Source organism: Cumulibacter manganitolerans (assembly GCF_009602465.1).
Classification (GTDB): domain Bacteria; phylum Actinomycetota; class Actinomycetes; order Mycobacteriales; family Antricoccaceae; genus Cumulibacter; species Cumulibacter manganitolerans.
The window spans coordinates 98,707-114,973 of record NZ_WBKP01000004.1; the positions used below are offsets into that span (position 1 = coordinate 98,707).

The window sequence follows — 16,267 nt, forward strand, 5'->3', positions numbered from 1 at the left end:
CCTGGAGTTCTGGTAGGTGAAGGATTCGGGTCGATCAGGCGTTGGATCGGGCGAGCTCGGCCTCGACGGCGTCGATGAGCTTCTCCTCGATCGACGGGACGCCGATCTTGCGGATGATGTCGGCGAAGAAGCCGCGGACGACCAGGCGGCGTGCCTCGTCGGCCGGGATGCCTCGCGACTGCAGGTAGAACAGCTGCTCGTCGTCGAACCGTCCGGTGGTCGACGCGTGTCCCGCGCCTTCGATCTCGCCGGTCTCGATCTCGAGGTTGGGCACCGAGTCGGCGCGGCAGCCGGCGGTGAGCACCAGGTTCCGGTTGGACTCGTACGTGTCGATGCCCTCCGCGACCTTGCGGATCAGCACGTCGCCGATCCACACGGTGTGCGCGTCCTGGCCCTGCAGCGCGCCCTTGTAGTCCACGTTGCTCTTGGTCTTGGGCGCGTCGTGGTCGACGAACAGCCGGTGCTCGATGTGCTGGCCGGCGTCGGCGAAGTAGATCCCGAGCAGCTCGGCCTCGCCGCCGCTGCCGGCGTACGAGACGGACGTGTTGGTCCGCACCAGGTCGCCGCCGAAGGTCACCGCGATGTGCTTGAACCGGGCGTCGCGGCCGATCCGGGCGTGCTGCGACGAGTGGTGCAGCGCGTCGTCGGCCCAGTCGTCGAGGGTGACGACGGTCAGCTCCGCGCCGTCCTCGAGCACGAACTCGATGACGTCGGCGACGCTGCCGCTCTCGGCGAAGTCGAGGACCACGGTGGCCTTGCTGAACTTTCCGGCGACCACGACACCGTGCGCAGCGATGGCGGGCCCGTCGGCGGTCCCGCCGCGGTGGCGCAGCACGACCGGCTCGTCGACGACCGTGTCGGTCGGGATCCGCACGGCGGTGACGCCGGCGGCGGCGTCCCACGCCCGGGCGGTGATGCGGTCGGTCGGCAGGAAGCCGCTGCTGCCGCGCACCGGGTCGTCGGCGCCCGACTCGGAGATCTCCACGGCCGGGGGCGCCTCGACGTCGAGCCGCAGCTTGCCACCGAACGGCGCGTCCTTGTGCAGGTCGCGCAGCCGCCGCATCGGCGTGAACCGCCAGATCTCCTCGTGCCCGCTGGGCACCGGGTGGTCGGCGAGGTCGCGCGATCCGGCGGGGTGCAGGTGCGAGAGCACCTTGTCGGTGGTCTCGATCGCCCCGGCGACGGCAGGGGTCTCGGTAACAGTCACTTCTCTTCTTTCGTCGATTCTTGGCTCGATGTGGTTGCTCGTTGCCCTCCGCGGCAGCCGGCCGATCCGGCCGCGGCGCCGCGCCGGCCGGTTATCCCACAGCACCTTCCATCTGCAGCTCGATGAGCCGGTTGAGCTCGAGGGCGTACTCCATCGGCAGCTCCTTGGCGATCGGCTCGACGAAGCCGCGCACGATCATCGCCATCGCCTCGTCCTCCTCCATGCCACGCGACATGAGGTAGAACAGCTGGTCCTCGCTGACCTTCGTCACGGTGGCCTCGTGGCCCATGGAGACGTCGTCGTTGCGGATGTCGACGTACGGGTAGGTGTCCGAGCGGCTGATCTGGTCGACCAGCAGCGCGTCGCACTTGACCACCGACGACGAGCCGTGCGCGCGGGGGTTGACCCGCACGAGGCCGCGGTAGGAGGCACGGCCGCCGCCGCGAGCCACCGACTTGGAGATGATCGAGGACGAGGTGTGCGGCGCCAGGTGCACCATCTTCGAGCCGGCGTCCTGGTGCTGCCCCTCGCCGGCGAACGCGACCGAGAGCACCTCGCCGCGGGCGTGCTCACCGAGCATGAACACCGCCGGGTACTTCATGGTGACCTTGGAGCCGATGTTGCCGTCGATCCACTCCATGGTCGCGCCCTCGTGCGCGTTCGCGCGCTTGGTGACCAGGTTGTAGACGTTGTTCGACCAGTTCTGGATGGTCGTGTACCGGCAGCGCGCGCCCTTCTTGACGATGATCTCGACGACGGCCGAGTGCAGCGAGTCCGACGAGTAGATCGGCGCCGTGCAGCCCTCGACGTAGTGCACGTACGCGTCCTCGTCGACGATGATGAGGGTGCGCTCGAACTGGCCCATGTTCTCGGTGTTGATCCGGAAGTAGGCCTGCAGCGGGATGTCGACGTGCACGCCCTTCGGCACGTAGATGAACGAGCCGCCGGACCACACGGCCGTGTTCAGCGCCGAGAACTTGTTGTCACCGGCCGGGATGACGCTGCCGAAGTACTCCTCGAACAGCTCCGGGTACTCGCGCAGCCCGGTGTCGGTGTCGACGAAGATGACGCCCTGCTGCTCGAGGTCCTCGCGGATCTGGTGGTAGACCACCTCGGACTCGTACTGCGCGGCGACGCCCGCGACGAGCCGCTGCTTCTCCGCCTCCGGGATGCCGAGCTTGTCGTAGGTGTTCTTGATGTCGTCGGGCAGCTCGTCCCAGGTGGTCGCCTGCTTCTCGGTCGACCGGACGAAGTACTTGATCTGGTCGAAGTGGATGCCCGACAGGTCGGCGCCCCAGGTCGGCATCGGCTTCTTCTCGAACAGCGACAGCGCCTTCAGCCGCGTCTGGAGCATCCACTCGGGCTCGTTCTTCAGGGCCGAGATCTCGCGGACGACCTGCTCGGACAGGCCCCGCTTGGCGATCGCGCCGGCGTTGTCGCTGTCGTGCCAGCCGTAGTTGTAGCGGCTCAGAGCCTCGATGTGCTCGTCCTGCGTGACGATCGGCGCGCCATCGGTCGTGGTCATATCAGAACCTCTGATCCTTCTCTATCGGCGTACGTCGGGGGGACGTGGTCGTGGTGGTGGTCGGTGGGCTAGGAGATCCGGCGCTCGAGGGGAGGGTGCGCGGCGCGCACTCCCCCGGCCGGTACGTGGGTGGTGCACACGCCGTCGCCGCGGGCGATGGTCGCGAGCCGCTGTACGTGGCTGCCGACGAGTCTCCCGATGACCTCGGTCTCGGCCTCGCACAGCTCGGGGAACTCGGCCGCCACCTGGGCGACCGGGCAGTGCCGCTGGCACAGTTGGCCGCCACTGGCGAGCGATTCCGCCGAGGCAGCATAGCCCTCGCCGCTGAGGGCGGCGGCCAGCGCCTCGGCGCGGGCGACGGGGTCGTCGCCGGCGCCGTCGATCGCGGTGCGGCACCGCGACTCCAGGCCGTGCACCTGCTGGTCGGCGAACGCGCGGACCGCCTCGCGCCCGCCGATCGCGACCAGCTGGCGGAGGGCGGCGACCGCCAGGTCGTCGTAGGTGTGCGGCAGCTGGTCGCGGGCGATGTCGGTGAGCCCGTAGCGGCGGGCCGGTCGTCCACGGCCGGCCGCCCGCCCGGCGGTCTCGGTGACGAGGCCCTCGGCCAGCATCGCGTCGAGGTGCCGACGGACGCCGTTCGGCGCAAGCGACAGCGCCTCGGCGAGCTCGGCGACGGACTGCGAGCCGTGGTTGAGCAGCAGCGTGGTGATCCGTGCGCGCGTACGGCCGTCCCCCGACGCGCCGTGCGCGTCGGGCGCGGTTGCCGGCGCTCCGAATTTCACAACACCCATGTTACCTAATTCGGGGCGCCGCGCGCGTCAGGGCTGCCGCGTGACCTGGGCCACCCCGGCGAGGCTACTGGTTGAGGTAGTTCGAGAGCTGGTCGCGCTCGAACTGCAGCTGCCCGATGGACGACTTCACGACGTCCCCGATGCTGACGATGCCGACCAGCCGCTCGCCGTCGGTGACCGGCACGTGCCGGATGCGGCGCTCGGTCATCTGGGTGCGCAGCGAGTCGACCTCGGCCTCCGGCCGGCAGGTGTGCACGTCGGCGGTCATGATGTCGGACACCGGACGGCCGCTGAGCGGCTCGAGCGTCACCAGGTTGCGCACGATGTCGCGCTCGGAGACGATGCCGTCCAGGCGCTCACCGTCGGCGCTGACGACGACCGCGCCGATGTTGTGCTCGGCCAGCACGGTGACGAGCTCGCGAACCGTCGTCTCGGGCGTCACCGTCACGATGTCGCCGCCCTTGTGGTGCAGGATGTCGCTGATCTTCATGACGCGCTCCCGTTCGCTCGAGGTGGCGTCATCGTAGGTCCGGTGACGAACGCGGCACAAGGATCCGCCGGGGCCGCGGCTACCCTGGAGGAGTGCGCCTCACCCTGCCCGCCCCGACCGCCCAGAACGCCCGCCGGCTGACGCTGGCGAACCTGCTCGCGAACATCGCGCTCGTGCTGACCGGGGGCCTGGTCAGGCTCACCGGGTCCGGTCTCGGCTGCGCGGAATGGCCCACGTGCAACGACGGCAACATCGTGCCGACGCCCGAGGCGCCGATCCACACCTACATCGAGTTCGTCAATCGCACCCTGACCTTCGCGTTGATCGTGGTCGCGCTGACCACCTGGCTGGTGCTGCGCCGGCTGAGCCCGCGGCGCCCCGACCTGACCCGGCTGGCGTTCCTGATCGGCATGGGCATCCCGGCCCAGGGCGTGGTCGGCGGCATCACCGTTCTCACCGGCCTGAACCCGTACACGGTCATGGTGCACATGATGATCACGATGGTGCTCATCTACTGGGCGGCGGTCAGCTACCACCGCGCCCGGCACCTCGATCGGGTGGTCGTGGACTACCGCGGGCGCGCCGCGCACTGGCTGGCGCGCGCGCTGCTCATCGCCACCTACCTGACCCTCGCGCTCGGCACGTTCGCGACCGGCGCCGGGCCGCACGCCGGTGATCCGGACGCCGGGCGCACCGGCTTCGATCCCGCGCTGGTCTCCCAGCTGCACGCGGACGCGGTCTTCCTGCTCGTCGGGCTGTCGGTGGGCGTCACGATCTACGCCCGCATCGTCGGCCGGCGAGGGCTGATCGTCGCGACCACCCTGCTGATGGCCGTCGAGCTCGGGCAGGCCGTGGTCGGCTACACGCAGTACTTCACCGGGCTGCCGCTCGCGCTCGTCGCCGCGCACCTGGTGCTCGCCGCCCTCGTGATGGCCACCTCGACCGTGGTCGCGGAAGAGCTGCGCTACGTCCCGGCGCTGCGCGCCGACCGGCCGGTGGGCACGCGGCCCGCGGCTCAGCGGCGGGGCAGCGGGACGACGCTCGAGCACGACGCGCCGGTCGCCGGCTGACCCGGCCGCGCCGGCGCCTGCCGGAGCCGGCGGGCCGCGTCGGCGATGTGTCCGTCGAGGGGGTACCACACCTCGCGCGCGGCCCGGGCGGTATAGCGGCGCTCGATCGAGCCGGCGCGCTGAGCGAGCTCCCCTGCCGCCCGCTCGGCCTCGTAGTCGCTCCAGATGGTCGTCATCCGCGCCTGCGCGATCGTGAGCTCGGTCGCGACGTCGTCCAGCACCTCGGAGTTGTGCCGGGACACCGCGCCGAGCACGTCGAACGCGTCCATGACGTCCTGCAGAGCGGCGCCGGCCGCCGTTGCGGTCTGCGCCGACGGGCCGTCCTCGAGCAGGTCGTCGTAGCGGCTGACCAGCTCGTCGAGCAGGTCCGCCACCAGCTCCCACTGCTCACCGACCTGCGCCGTACGCGCCGGCCGGGCGGCCGCCAGCGCGTCGCGCTGCGCGCCGATCTGCGGGGGCCGCGGCGGGCCGCCGCGACCGGGCTGCACCGACCCGCTGCTCAGAGGGCTCACGTCGGACACCTCGGTTCCGTGCGTCGCCGATACGGTTCCTCGCGAGCGTAGGTCCAGCGAGCAGCCCGGTGCGCTGCGCGACGGCGAAGTTCACCGGGAGGCCGCGCAGAGTTCGCCGGCGGCGCTACTTCCCGGCGGGCCGGCCGTGGCCCATCAGGCCCCACTCGAACGCCGTGGTGCGCACCGCGCCGACGGCCTCGCGCTCCCAATCCCCCTCGGACACCGTGAAGCCGGCGGTCGCGCACGCGTCGATCGCCGCCTGCTGGGAGCGCAGGACCTGGTCGCCGTAGCGGCCGTCCTGGGCCACCACGACGATCCGCGTGCGGTTGGCCGAGACGTGCTCGAGGTAGACGTGCGCCGGTCCCCCGTGGCGAGCGGCGAACGCGGACAGCCGCTTCGCGGCGGTCGCCGCCTCCTCGGAGTGGTCGCTCTCGGGTGCGGCAGTGGCCTGGACGTCGTCGGCAGGGTCGGTCATGCGATCAGGATAGACCGGCGCTGCCCCGCCGACGGTGACCCCCGGGCGGTGGCGGCCCGAGACGTTCCAGGGCGGCGAGCAGGTCGGCGACCGCGGCCTGCACCCCCCGCGCCGCGGACGCGTGGACGGCACGCAGCCGCGCGGACCCCGCGCACGGCGGAAGCGGCAGCGTGCCGGCGACCAGCCCGGCCAGCGCCTCGAGCAGGCCGTCGGCCGTGCCGCCGCGCGGGCCTCGTCCCTCGGTCACGCCCCGCCCCCGTCCCTGGTCGCGCTGATGGCGACGATGCTGCCGGGGCCGGTGGTGCGGACGGTTAATGCCGCGTGTCGCGCAGATGACCGGCGCCGCAAGACTGGCGGCCGGCGCGGACCGGCGAGACGTCAGAGGACGGCGTCGACGGCGATGAGCACGAACACCAAGGTCAGGTACGTGTTCGACATGTGGAAGACGCGCATCGGCCGGATCGGGGCGCCGCGCAGGGTGCGCACGTGCAGGAGCACCGTCTCGAGCAGGAACCAGCTGCCGAGGACCAGCACGGTGACCCCGTAGAGCGGCCCCAGGGCCACCGGCCACAGCCACACCGAGCACCCGACCATCGCGATCGCGTGCCCCAGCATCTGCGCGGTGACGGTGGCCGGGCGGGCGACCACGGGCAGCATCGGTACCCCGGCCGCCGCATAGTCGTCGCGGTACTTGATGGCCAGCGCCCAGAAGTGCGGCGGCGTCCAGAAGAAGATGATCAGGAACATGATCACCGGGGCCAGGGCCAGCGACCCGGTGACCGCGGCCCAGCCGATCAGCACCGGCATGCAGCCCGCCGCACCGCCCCACACGATGTTCTGCGCAGTACGCCGCTTGAGCACCATCGTGTACAGAACGACGTACAGCAGGATCGCCAGCAGGTTCAGCACGGTCGCCAGCGGCGTGGTGAAGTACCAGAACACCGCGGTCGACACGGCACCCAGCACGATGCCGAAGACGAGAGCGTTGCGCGGCTCGACCACGTGCCGCACCAGCGGCCGGCGCCGCGTGCGGTGCATCACCGAGTCGATGTCGCGGTCGACGTAGCAGTTCAGCGAGTTCGCCGATCCCGCGGAGAGCATGCCGCCGACGAGGGTCTGGACGATCAGCCACACCGAGCCGACGCCGCCGGCGGCCAGCAGCATGGCGGGCACCGTCGTGATCAGCAGCTGCTCGATGATGCGCGGCTTGGTGAGCGCGACGTAGGCCTTGACGACGTCGAGCGCGCCGGCCTGCGAGGGCCGCTCCGAGGCGCGGTGCAGGGTCCCTGAGCTCATCGGCCGCACCTCGACGGCGCAGCGCACCGAGGGCGAGCATGGACCGGGACGAGCACGAGAGGCCGCGTTTCTATCGACGATGGGCGGTGGCCGCGCGAACGGCGCGGCGACACCCCATCTTAGCGCCGCCGTCCATGGACGGAGCCCGCGGCCGGGGTGGCTCGCCTCACGGATCGCGAGCGCCGTGAGACCACCGTGCGGCACCGCTCGTACCCGAGCCGCTCGGTGCCGGGAGCGGTCTGCCTGCTACTAGGCTTGACCCGACGGCCCGCTCTCGGGCCCGCTGGATCTGTGCCGACCAAAGGAGCTTCTTTCGTGACCGACCGCAGCGTTCCCCTCACGGTCCTGCCCGATGGCTGGTCGGCGATCGACCAGAAGGCCATCGACACCGCTCGGGCACTCGCCATGGACGCCGTGCAGAAGGTCGGAAACGGCCACCCGGGCACCGCGATGAGCCTGGCGCCCGCGGCGTACTACCTGTTCCAGCAGGCGATGCGGCACGACCCCTCCGATCCGGACTGGGCCGGCCGCGACCGGTTCGTGCTGTCCTGCGGGCACTCGAGCCTCACGCTCTACATCCAGCTCTTCTACAGCGGCTACGGCCTCGAGCTCAGCGACCTCGAGGCGTTGCGGACCTGGGGGTCGCTGACCCCCGGCCACCCCGAGCACGGCCACACGCGCGGCGTCGAGATCACCACCGGGCCGCTGGGCTCCGGGCTGGCTGCCGCGGTGGGCATGGCCATGGCCGCCCGCCGCGAGCGTGGTCTGCTCGACCCGGACGCGCCGCAGGGCGAGAGCATCTTCGACCACCACGTGTTCGTGATCGCCTCGGACGGCGACCTTCAGGAGGGCGTCAGCAACGAGGCGAGCTCGATCGCCGGCACCCAGCAGCTCGGCAACCTCGTCGTGCTGTACGACGACAACAAGATCTCGATCGAGGACGACACGCAGATCGCGTTCACCGAGGACGTCTCCAAGCGCTACGAGGCGCTCGGCTGGCACGTCAGCGACGTCGACTGGATCACCGACGGTGGGTACGAGGAGAACCTCAAGGTGCTCGCCGCGGCGATCGAGCAGGCCAAGGCCGTCACCGACAAGCCCTCGTTCATCAACCTGCGGACCATCATCGCGTGGCCGGCACCGAACAAGCAGGGCACCGGCAAGGCGCACGGCTCCGCGCTCGGCGACGACGAGGTCAAGGCCACCAAGGAGCTTCTCGGGCTCGACCCCGACAAGACCTTCGACGTCCCCGACGAGGTGCTGGCGCACACCCGCGAGGTGACCGAGCGCGGCCGGCGGGCGCACGCGGAGTGGACCGAGCGCTTCGAGGCGTGGCGAGCGGCCGACCCGGAGCGGGCCGCGCTGTACGACCGGCTGCGCGACCGGCGGCTGCCGGACGGCTGGACCGACGCCCTGCCGGTCTTCGAGGCCGACGCCAAGGGGCTCGCGACCCGGGCGGCGTCCGGCAAGGTGCTCGCGGCCCTGGCCGAGCCGCTGCCGGAGCTGTGGGGTGGCTCGGCGGACCTCGCCGAGTCCAACAACACGACCATGGAGGGCGAGCCCTCCTTCATCCCGGTCCAGAACCAGACCGAGGCGTGGGCCGGCAACCCGTACGGGCGGACCCTGCACTTCGGCATTCGCGAGCACGCCATGGGCATGATCATGAACGGCATCGCGCTGCACGGCGGGACCCGCGTGTACGGCGGCACGTTCCTGGTGTTCTCCGACTACATGCGCGCCGCGGTCCGGCTCGCGGCCCTGATGCAGCTGCCCGTGACCTACGTCTGGACGCACGACTCGATCGGGCTCGGCGAGGACGGTCCGACGCACCAGCCGATCGAGCACCTCTCGGCGCTGCGGGCCATCCCCGGCCTGGACGTCGTCCGGCCGGGTGACGCCAACGAGACCGCCATCGCGTGGCGCACCATCCTCGAGCACACCGACCGTCCGGCGGGCCTGGCGCTGTCCCGCCAGCCGATGCCGACCCTGGACCGCGCCAGGTACGCCTCGGCCGACGGCGTGGCCCGCGGCGGGTACGTCCTCAAGGACACCGACGGCACCCCCGACGTGATCCTGATCGCTACCGGCTCCGAGCTGCACCTCGCCGTCGACGCGGCCGAGCAGCTCGAGGCCGCCGGCACCCGGGCGCGGGTCGTCTCGATGCCGTGCGTCGAGTGGTTCGACGCGCAGGACGAGCAGTACCGCAACGAGGTGCTTCCGCCGTCCGTGCGGGCCCGGGTCACCGTCGAGGCCGGTGTCGCGCAGTCCTGGTACCGCTTCCTCGGCGACGCCGGGCGCGCGATCGCGATCGAGCACTTCGGCGCCTCCGCGTCGGCGGCGGTGCTGTTCGAGGAGTTCGGCTTCACCACCGAGAAGGTGATCGAGGCGGCCCGCCAGAGCATCGCTGCCGCCGGCAGCGGACCGGGCACCGGGCATCACGTCGTGAACGAGCCGGAGCAGGACGCCCACTCGTACCAGACCGCAGAAGGAGAGAAGGCGTGATGAGCACGAATCGGAATCTCGCGGAGCTGTCGGGCAAGGGTGTCGCCGTCTGGCTCGACGACCTGTCCCGCGAACGTATCGTCTCCGGCGGCCTGCGGCGGCTGATCGAGGAGAAGTCCGTCGTCGGCGTCACCACCAACCCGTCGATCTTCCAGGCCGCGATCGGCGGCTCGGACCAGTACGACGAGCAGCTGGCCGACAGCAAGGCCCTCGGGATGAGCGTCGACGAGGCGGTCCGCTTCATCACCACCCGGGACGTGCGGTCGGCCTGCGACGTGCTGCGGCCGGTCTACGACGCCTCGGGAGAGGTCGACGGCCGCGTGTCGATCGAGGTCGATCCCCGTTCGGCGCACGACGAGGCCAAGACCACCGCCGAGGCCAAGCTGCTGTGGTGGATGGTCGATCGGCCCAACCTGTTCATCAAGATCCCCGCCACCGACGAGGGCATTCCGGCGATCGCCGACGCGATCGCGGAGGGCATCAGCGTCAACGTCACGCTGATCTTCTCCCTCGGCCGCTACGAGCAGGTGATGGACGCCTACCTCACCGGAATCGAGCGGCGCCTCGCCGCCGGCGGCTCGGTCGCGTCGCTGGAGTCCGTCGCCTCGTTCTTCGTCAGCCGGGTGGACACCGAGATCGACGCCCGGCTCGACAAGATCGGCGGCGACGCGACCGCCCTCAAGGGCAAGGCCGGCGTGGCCAACGCCCAGCTCGCCTACCAGGCCTACGAGGAGGTCTTCGGGTCGGAGCGGTGGGCGCGCCTGGAGAAGCAGGGCGCGCGCCGGCAGCGGCCGCTGTGGGCCTCGACCGGCGTGAAGAACCCCGACTACAGCGACACGCTGTACATCTCGCAGCTGGTCGCCGCGGGCACCGTCAACACGATGCCGGAGAAGACGATGGACGCCTACGCCGACCACGGCGAGCTCGGCACGCCGGTGACGGAGTCCTACGGCGAGGCGCGCCGGCAGCTGGACGCGGTCGCGGCGGCCGGCGTGGACCTCGACGAGGTGTTCGCCGTCCTCGAGCGCGAGGGCGTCGAGAAGTTCGAGAAGGCGTGGGCCGAGCTGTACGAGACCGTGGCCGCCGAGCTGGACGACAAGTAGGGAGCAGCGCGATGCACCTGGAGTGCCGTGGACCGGCCGCGATGGGCACCACCCTGCAGCGACTCGTCGGGGACGGCGTCGCCGGCAAGCTCGCCGCGCAGGACCCGACGCTGTGGGGGCCCGAGGCGGAGGAGGAGGCGGCGCGCCGGCTGAGCTGGGTCACCCTGCCGCAGACCTCGCGCCCGCTGCTGGCGGAGATCGAGGCGTTGCAGGCGGAGCTGCGCGAGGAGGGGCTCAGCCGCGTCGTGCTGGCCGGGATGGGCGGCAGCTCGTTGGCCCCCGAGGTCATCTGCGCCACCGACGACGTCCCGCTCGTCACCCTCGACACGACCGATCCCCAGCAGGTCGCCGCGGCGTTCGCCGAGGACCTCGAGCGCACCGTCGTCGTGGTGTCCTCGAAGTCCGGCGGCACCGTCGAGACCGACTCGCACCGGCGCGCGGCCGAGCGCGCCTTCGAGGAGGCCGGCATCGATCCGGCCCGCCGCATCGTGGTCGTGACCGATCCCGGGTCGCCGCTGGAGACGCTCGCCGAGGACGCCGGTTACCGCAAGGTGTTCCTCGCCGACCCGCACGTCGGCGGCCGCTACAGCGCGCTGACCGCGTTCGGCCTGGTCCCGGCCGGGCTCGCCGGCGCCGACATCGCGGCGCTGCTGGACGACGCCGCCGACGTGGCCGCCCGACTGGCCGAGGACGCGCCGGACAACCCCGCGCTGCGGCTCGGCGCCCTCATGGGCGCGGCCGAGACGGCCGGCTCGGAGAAGATGGTGTTCGCGCCGTCCGGCACGGCCAACCACGGCTTCGCCGACTGGGTGGAGCAGCTGATCGCCGAGTCCACCGGCAAGGACTCGCTGGGCATCCTCCCGGTCGCGGTGCACGGCCCGGACTCCCCCGGCTTCGCGGACGCCGGCCCGGACGCGGTCAAGGTGGCCCTGGGAACCGGCGCCGCCCCGGACGGCGGCGCGGAGTTCTCCGTGGCCAGCGACGGGCCGCTCGGCGCCCAGTTCCTGCTGTGGGAGACCGCCACGGCCGTCGCCGGCCGGGTGATCGGGATCGACCCGTTCGACCAGCCCGATGTCGAGGAGGCCAAGGCGATGGCGCGCGAGCTGCTCGACGCGCCGTCCGGCGACGGCCAGGCGCCCCCGGTGTACGCCGACGACCTGGTCGCGCTCTACTCCGCCGATGACCGGTTCGCCGGTTCCGGCTCGCTGGCCGAGGCGATCGGCACCCTGCTCGCCGCCGCGCCGCAGCACGGGTACGTCGCGATCATGGCGTACCTGGACCGGCTCGCGGACACCGCGATCGTGCCGCTGCGTGACGAGATCGCCCGCCGGACCGGGCTGCAGACCACCTTCGGGTGGGGCCCGCGGTTCCTGCACTCCACCGGGCAGTACCACAAGGGCGGCCACCAGAACGGGGTGTTCCTGCAGGTCACCGCCGACGCGCCGGTCGACCTCCAGGTGCCGGGCCGGCCGTACTCGTTCCACACCCTCCAGCTCGCCCAGGCCTCCGGGGACGGTGCCGTGCTCGCGGCCAGGGACCGCCCCGTGCTGAGGGTGCACCTGAAGGACCGCGCCGCCGGCATCCGCGCGTTGCTCGACGCCGTCCACACTCGCTGAAGCCGAATCCAGGAGGCCGTTCGTGAGCTCGTCCCCCAGCCCCGCGAAGAAGTCCACGGCCCGGAAGCCCACCGGGGCCGCCCGGAAGCCCGACGCCAAGAAGGCCGCGGGGAGCACGGCCGAGACGAAGAAGCGCGTCCGCAAGACCCCGGCCAAGCGCTCCGCCGCGAAGAGCACGCCCACCGAGGCGCCGCTCACCGCTCCGGTCGACGCGCATCCGGTCCCCGGACTCGTCGACGCGGACGAGCCCATGCCGGTCATCACGCCGAGCGAGTCCGAGCAGTACGTCGCCGCGACCTCGGTGTACCGCCCCGCCAACCCGCTGCGCGACCCGCAGGACCGGCGGCTGCCGCGGGTCCCCGAGCCGTGCGCGCTCGTGGTCTTCGGCATCACCGGCGACCTCGCCCGCAAGAAGCTGATCCCGGCGATCTACGACCTGGCGCACCGCGGGCTGCTGCCGGCGAACTTCGTGCTGCTCGGGTTCGCCCGCCGCGACTGGGGCGACGGCGACTTCGCGCAGCTCGCGCACGACGCGGCGCAGGCGGCGGCCCGCACCCCCTGGGACGAGAGCGTGTGGGCCCGTCTCGCCGACAACATCAAGTTCGTGCCCGGCGACTTCGGTGACGACGCGGCGTTCGACCGGCTCGCGCGCACGCTCGACCAGCTGAGCGTCACCCACGGCATCCAGAGCAACGCGGCGTTCTACCTCTCGATCCCCCCGGCGTTCTTCGAGACGGTGCTGCAGCAGCTGCACCGCACCGGGATGGCCGACAACGACCGGTCCGGCGGCTGGCGCCGGGTGGTCGTGGAGAAGCCGTTCGGCCACGACCTGACGTCGGGAAAGCGGCTCAACCGCCTCGTCGACGACGTGTTCGGGTGGCGCGACGTCTACCGCATCGACCACTACCTCGGCAAGGAGACGGTCCAGAACCTGTTCGCCTTCCGGTTCGCGAACATGATGTTCGAGCCGATCTGGAACTCCAACTACGTCGACTCGGTGCAGATCACGATGGCTGAGGACGTCGGCATCGCCGGTCGCGCCGCGTTCTACGACACGACGGGCGCGGCCCGCGACGTCCTGCAGAACCACCTGCTGCAGCTGCTCGCGCTCACCGCGATGGAGGAGCCGGTGCGGTTCATCCCATCGGCGATCCGCACCGAGAAGCTCAAGGCGCTGCGGGCGATCAGCCTGCCGTCGAAGCTGGCCGGGCACGCCATCCGGGGCCAGTACGAGCAAGGCTGGCTGGCCGGTGAGCGTGTCGTCGGGTACACCGAGGAGCCCGGCATTCCCAAGGACTCGACGACCGAGACGTACGCCGCCGTCAAGCTGCACGTCGAGACGCGACGGTGGGCCGGCGTGCCCTTCTACCTGCGCACCGGCAAGCGGCTCCCCCGCCGGGTCACCGAGATCGCGCTCAACTTCAAGAAGGCGCCGCACCTGCCGTTCGCGCCGACCGACACCGAGGAGCTCGGGCACAACCAGCTCGTGATCCGGGTGCAGCCCGACGAGGGGGTGACGCTGCGCTTCGGCTCGAAGGTCCCCGGCACGGTGATGGAGGTCCGCGACGTGGCGATGGACTTCCTGTACGGCGAGACGTTCACCGAGTCCAGCCCCGAGGCGTACGAGCGGCTGCTGCTGGACGTGCTGCTCGGGGACGCGACCCTGTTCCCGCTGAACGAGGAGGTCGAGGCGTCCTGGGCGGTCATCGACCCGCTCGAGGCCTTCTGGGCCTCGCAGCCGCCCGCGCCCTACCGCGCCGGCGAGTGGGGACCCAAGGAATCCGACGAGATGCTCGCCCGCGACGGCCGCGCCTGGCGCCGGCCCTGAGCGCACCAGGAGAGAAGCCATGACCACGCTGTGGGACACCACCGGAACCGCTGTCGTGAAGGCGCTCGCTGCCGAGCGCCGCACCGGCGGCGCCGTGACCTCGGGCAATGCGCTCACCCTCGTGGTGGTCGTCGACGAGAAGTACATCGCCGACGCGGAGCGGGCCGCCGCCCAGGCCGCCGCCACCAACCCCTGCCGGCTGCTGATCGTCGTCCGTCGCGAGCTCGACGCCCCGCAGCCGCGGCTGGACGCCGAGATCCTGGTCGGCGGCCGGCTCGGTCCCGGCGAGGCGATCGTGATGCGGATGTACGGCCGGCTCGCGCTGCACGCCGAATCGGTGACGCTGCCGCTGCTGGCCCCCGACGCGCCCGTCGTCACCTGGTGGCACGGGCCGCCGCCGAAGGTGATCGCCACCGACGCCGTCGGTGTCTACAGCGACCGCCGGATCACCGACTGCGGGTGGCTCGGGGACGGCGCCGAGGGGCTGCAGCAGCGCGCGCGTGACTACGCCCCCGGCGACACCGACCTCGCCTGGACCCGCACGACCCAGTGGCGTTCGGCGCTGGCCTCATCCTTCGACTCCATCTCCGACAAGCCACGCAGCGCCAAGGTGCTCGGGTCGTCGAGCTCGCCGGCGGCGCTGCTGCTCGCGGGCTGGCTCACCCGCCGGCTCGGCGTGGAGTGCCGGGTCAAGGACACCAAGCGCAACATCGGCCAGACCGGCATCGGCGGCGTGGAGATCACCTTCGGCGCCAAGGGCAGCCTGACGCTGCTGCGCGAGGGCGGTGACCTGATCGTCGACCGCTCCGGGCAGCGCGCCCAGCGGCTGTCGATCCGTGAGCGCGACCTCGGCGAGCTGCTGACCGAGGAGCTGCGCCGGCAGGGCGCCGACGACACCTACGCCGAGGCGCTGTCGTCGGCGACCGGCGTGCCCGGCCTCGGCGACCGGCACTACCTGCGCACCCACATCTGGGTCGACCCGGACCAGCGGGCGACCCAGGCGACGTCGAAGCGCATCGCCAAGGAGGCCGCCGCGCAGATCGACGAGGGCCCGCGCACCCAGCGTGCCCGCTCCCGCGGGACGGCGGCGAGCCGCTGATGAGCGTCGAGGTGGAGGTGCACGCCGACGCCGCGGCACTGGCCCGCAGCGCCGCCGGGCGTCTCGCGGCGAGCATCGCCGGCACGCTGGCCGACCGCCCGGTCGCCCACGTCGTGGTGACCGGCGGCAGCACCGGCGTCGCCGTGCTGCGTGCAGTCCGCGACCGCGCCCAGGAGATCGACTGGTCACGGGTGCACGTCTGGTGGGGGGACGAGCGGTTCGTCGGCCACGACGACGCCGAGCGCAACGACGTCCAGGCCGATGACGCGCTGCTGCGGCACATCGACATCCCGGCCGCCCACGTGCACCGTGTGGCCGCCGCCGACGGGCCGTTCGGCGACGACCCGGACGCGGCGGCCGCGGCGTACGCCGAGGAGATCGCCGCGCACGCCGGAGACGGCGACCTGCTCTTCGACGTGTTGATGCTCGGCGTCGGCGAGGAGGGCCACACCGCGTCGATCTTCCCGCACTCGCCCGCTTCGGACGATCCGCGGCCCGCGTGCGCCGTCCGCGGCTGCCCGAAGCCGCCACCGACGCGGGTCACGCTCACCAACGGCACGCTGTCGCGCGCCCGCGAGGTGTGGCTGATGACCGCCGGCGCCGGCAAGGCGGAGCCGGTCGCCGCGGCGCTCGGCGGCGCGGACCGGCACGACATCCCGGCGGCCGGGCCACGCGGTGCGCACGCCACCCGCTGGATCCTCGACGAGGCGGCCGCGTCGCGGCTGCCTGCCTAGCGGCCGGAGAGCCGCAGGG

15 protein-coding genes are annotated in these 16,267 nt (G+C 72.0%); 7 read left to right on the forward strand and 8 right to left on the reverse strand.

Annotated features, from left to right (window positions below):
* Positions 1-34 precede the first annotated feature (34 nt).
* The 4 genes from sufD to F8A92_RS02645 all read right to left on the reverse strand — a co-directional run bounded on the left by sufD (position 35) and on the right by F8A92_RS02645 (position 4,013).
* On the reverse strand, positions 35-1,207 hold the full coding sequence (sufD, locus tag F8A92_RS02630) for a Fe-S cluster assembly protein SufD (RefSeq protein WP_228389138.1): 1,173 nt from the start codon (positions 1,205-1,207) through the stop codon (positions 35-37).
* 91 nt (positions 1,208-1,298) lie between these two features.
* Positions 1,299-2,732: a Fe-S cluster assembly protein SufB gene (gene sufB / locus F8A92_RS02635; protein ID WP_153503065.1), complete on the reverse strand. Its 1,434-nt coding sequence runs from the start codon at positions 2,730-2,732 to the stop codon at positions 1,299-1,301.
* A gap of 68 nt (positions 2,733-2,800) precedes the next feature.
* Positions 2,801-3,514, reverse strand: coding sequence for a helix-turn-helix transcriptional regulator (locus tag F8A92_RS02640; RefSeq protein WP_228389139.1), 714 nt, complete (start codon positions 3,512-3,514; stop codon positions 2,801-2,803).
* A gap of 73 nt (positions 3,515-3,587) precedes the next feature.
* On the reverse strand, positions 3,588-4,013 hold the full coding sequence (locus F8A92_RS02645; protein ID WP_153503068.1) for a CBS domain-containing protein: 426 nt from the start codon (positions 4,011-4,013) through the stop codon (positions 3,588-3,590).
* Positions 4,014-4,105: 92 nt separating this feature from the next.
* On the opposite strand from F8A92_RS02645, the gene F8A92_RS02650 reads away from it, so the two are divergent.
* A complete protein-coding gene (locus F8A92_RS02650; RefSeq protein WP_228389140.1) occupies positions 4,106-5,083 on the forward strand; it encodes a COX15/CtaA family protein in 978 nt (325 codons plus the stop codon).
* Here the strand turns inward: F8A92_RS02650 and F8A92_RS02655 are convergent.
* The 4 genes from F8A92_RS02655 to F8A92_RS02670 all read right to left on the reverse strand — a co-directional run bounded on the left by F8A92_RS02655 (position 5,029) and on the right by F8A92_RS02670 (position 7,366).
* Positions 5,029-5,595 (reverse strand): hypothetical protein, encoded by a 567-nt coding sequence (locus F8A92_RS02655; RefSeq protein WP_153503070.1) that lies wholly within the window; start codon positions 5,593-5,595, stop codon positions 5,029-5,031. The genes F8A92_RS02650 and F8A92_RS02655 overlap by 55 nt on opposite strands.
* A gap of 124 nt (positions 5,596-5,719) precedes the next feature.
* Positions 5,720-6,070 (reverse strand): hypothetical protein, encoded by a 351-nt coding sequence (locus tag F8A92_RS02660; protein WP_153503072.1) that lies wholly within the window; start codon positions 6,068-6,070, stop codon positions 5,720-5,722.
* A gap of 4 nt (positions 6,071-6,074) precedes the next feature.
* Positions 6,075-6,317, reverse strand: a complete 243-nt coding sequence (locus tag F8A92_RS02665) for a hypothetical protein (RefSeq protein WP_153503074.1) — start codon at positions 6,315-6,317, stop codon at positions 6,075-6,077.
* A gap of 131 nt (positions 6,318-6,448) precedes the next feature.
* Complete coding sequence (locus F8A92_RS02670; protein ID WP_153503076.1) at positions 6,449-7,366, reverse strand: heme o synthase; 918 nt, start codon at positions 7,364-7,366, stop codon at positions 6,449-6,451.
* Positions 7,367-7,681: 315 nt separating this feature from the next.
* Here F8A92_RS02670 and tkt point away from each other — a divergent pair, with 315 nt between their 5' ends.
* From tkt to pgl, 6 genes are read left to right on the forward strand one after another with little or no spacing between them, the layout of a single operon-like run.
* Positions 7,682-9,868: a transketolase gene (gene tkt / locus F8A92_RS02675; RefSeq protein ID WP_228389141.1), complete on the forward strand. Its 2,187-nt coding sequence runs from the start codon at positions 7,682-7,684 to the stop codon at positions 9,866-9,868.
* Positions 9,868-10,971 (forward strand): transaldolase, encoded by a 1,104-nt coding sequence (gene tal / locus F8A92_RS02680; RefSeq protein WP_153503080.1) that lies wholly within the window; start codon positions 9,868-9,870, stop codon positions 10,969-10,971. Before tkt ends, tal begins: the two co-directional genes overlap by 1 nt.
* Before the next feature lie 11 nt (positions 10,972-10,982).
* Complete coding sequence (locus F8A92_RS02685; RefSeq protein ID WP_153503082.1) at positions 10,983-12,587, forward strand: glucose-6-phosphate isomerase; 1,605 nt, start codon at positions 10,983-10,985, stop codon at positions 12,585-12,587.
* 22 nt (positions 12,588-12,609) lie between these two features.
* Positions 12,610-14,415 carry a glucose-6-phosphate dehydrogenase gene (gene zwf / locus F8A92_RS02690; protein ID WP_228389142.1) on the forward strand — a complete coding sequence of 602 codons (1,806 nt, stop codon included), beginning with the start codon at positions 12,610-12,612 and terminating at the stop codon, positions 14,413-14,415.
* Between the two features lie 19 nt (positions 14,416-14,434).
* A complete protein-coding gene (locus F8A92_RS02695) occupies positions 14,435-15,514 on the forward strand; it encodes a glucose-6-phosphate dehydrogenase assembly protein OpcA (RefSeq protein ID WP_153503084.1) in 1,080 nt (359 codons plus the stop codon).
* Positions 15,514-16,248, forward strand: coding sequence for a 6-phosphogluconolactonase (gene pgl / locus F8A92_RS02700; RefSeq protein WP_153503086.1), 735 nt, complete (start codon positions 15,514-15,516; stop codon positions 16,246-16,248). Before F8A92_RS02695 ends, pgl begins: the two co-directional genes overlap by 1 nt.
* Positions 16,249-16,267 lie beyond the last annotated feature (19 nt).

What these genes read in the sequence shown, in the direction of transcription:
- sufB (WP_153503065.1), bottom strand. Translation starts at nt 2,732, where the DNA reads ATGACCACGACCGATGGCGCGCCGATCGTCACGCAGGACGAGCACATC.
- F8A92_RS02645 (WP_153503068.1), bottom strand. Translation starts at nt 4,013, where the DNA reads ATGAAGATCAGCGACATCCTGCACCACAAGGGCGGCGACATCGTGACG.
- F8A92_RS02660 (WP_153503072.1), bottom strand. Translation starts at nt 6,070, where the DNA reads ATGACCGACCCTGCCGACGACGTCCAGGCCACTGCCGCACCCGAGAGC.
- F8A92_RS02670 (WP_153503076.1), bottom strand. Translation starts at nt 7,366, where the DNA reads ATGAGCTCAGGGACCCTGCACCGCGCCTCGGAGCGGCCCTCGCAGGCC.
- tal (WP_153503080.1), top strand. Translation starts at nt 9,868, where the DNA reads ATGAGCACGAATCGGAATCTCGCGGAGCTGTCGGGCAAGGGTGTCGCC.
- F8A92_RS02685 (WP_153503082.1), top strand. Translation starts at nt 10,983, where the DNA reads ATGCACCTGGAGTGCCGTGGACCGGCCGCGATGGGCACCACCCTGCAG.
- F8A92_RS02695 (WP_153503084.1), top strand. Translation starts at nt 14,435, where the DNA reads ATGACCACGCTGTGGGACACCACCGGAACCGCTGTCGTGAAGGCGCTC.
- pgl (WP_153503086.1), top strand. Translation starts at nt 15,514, where the DNA reads ATGAGCGTCGAGGTGGAGGTGCACGCCGACGCCGCGGCACTGGCCCGC.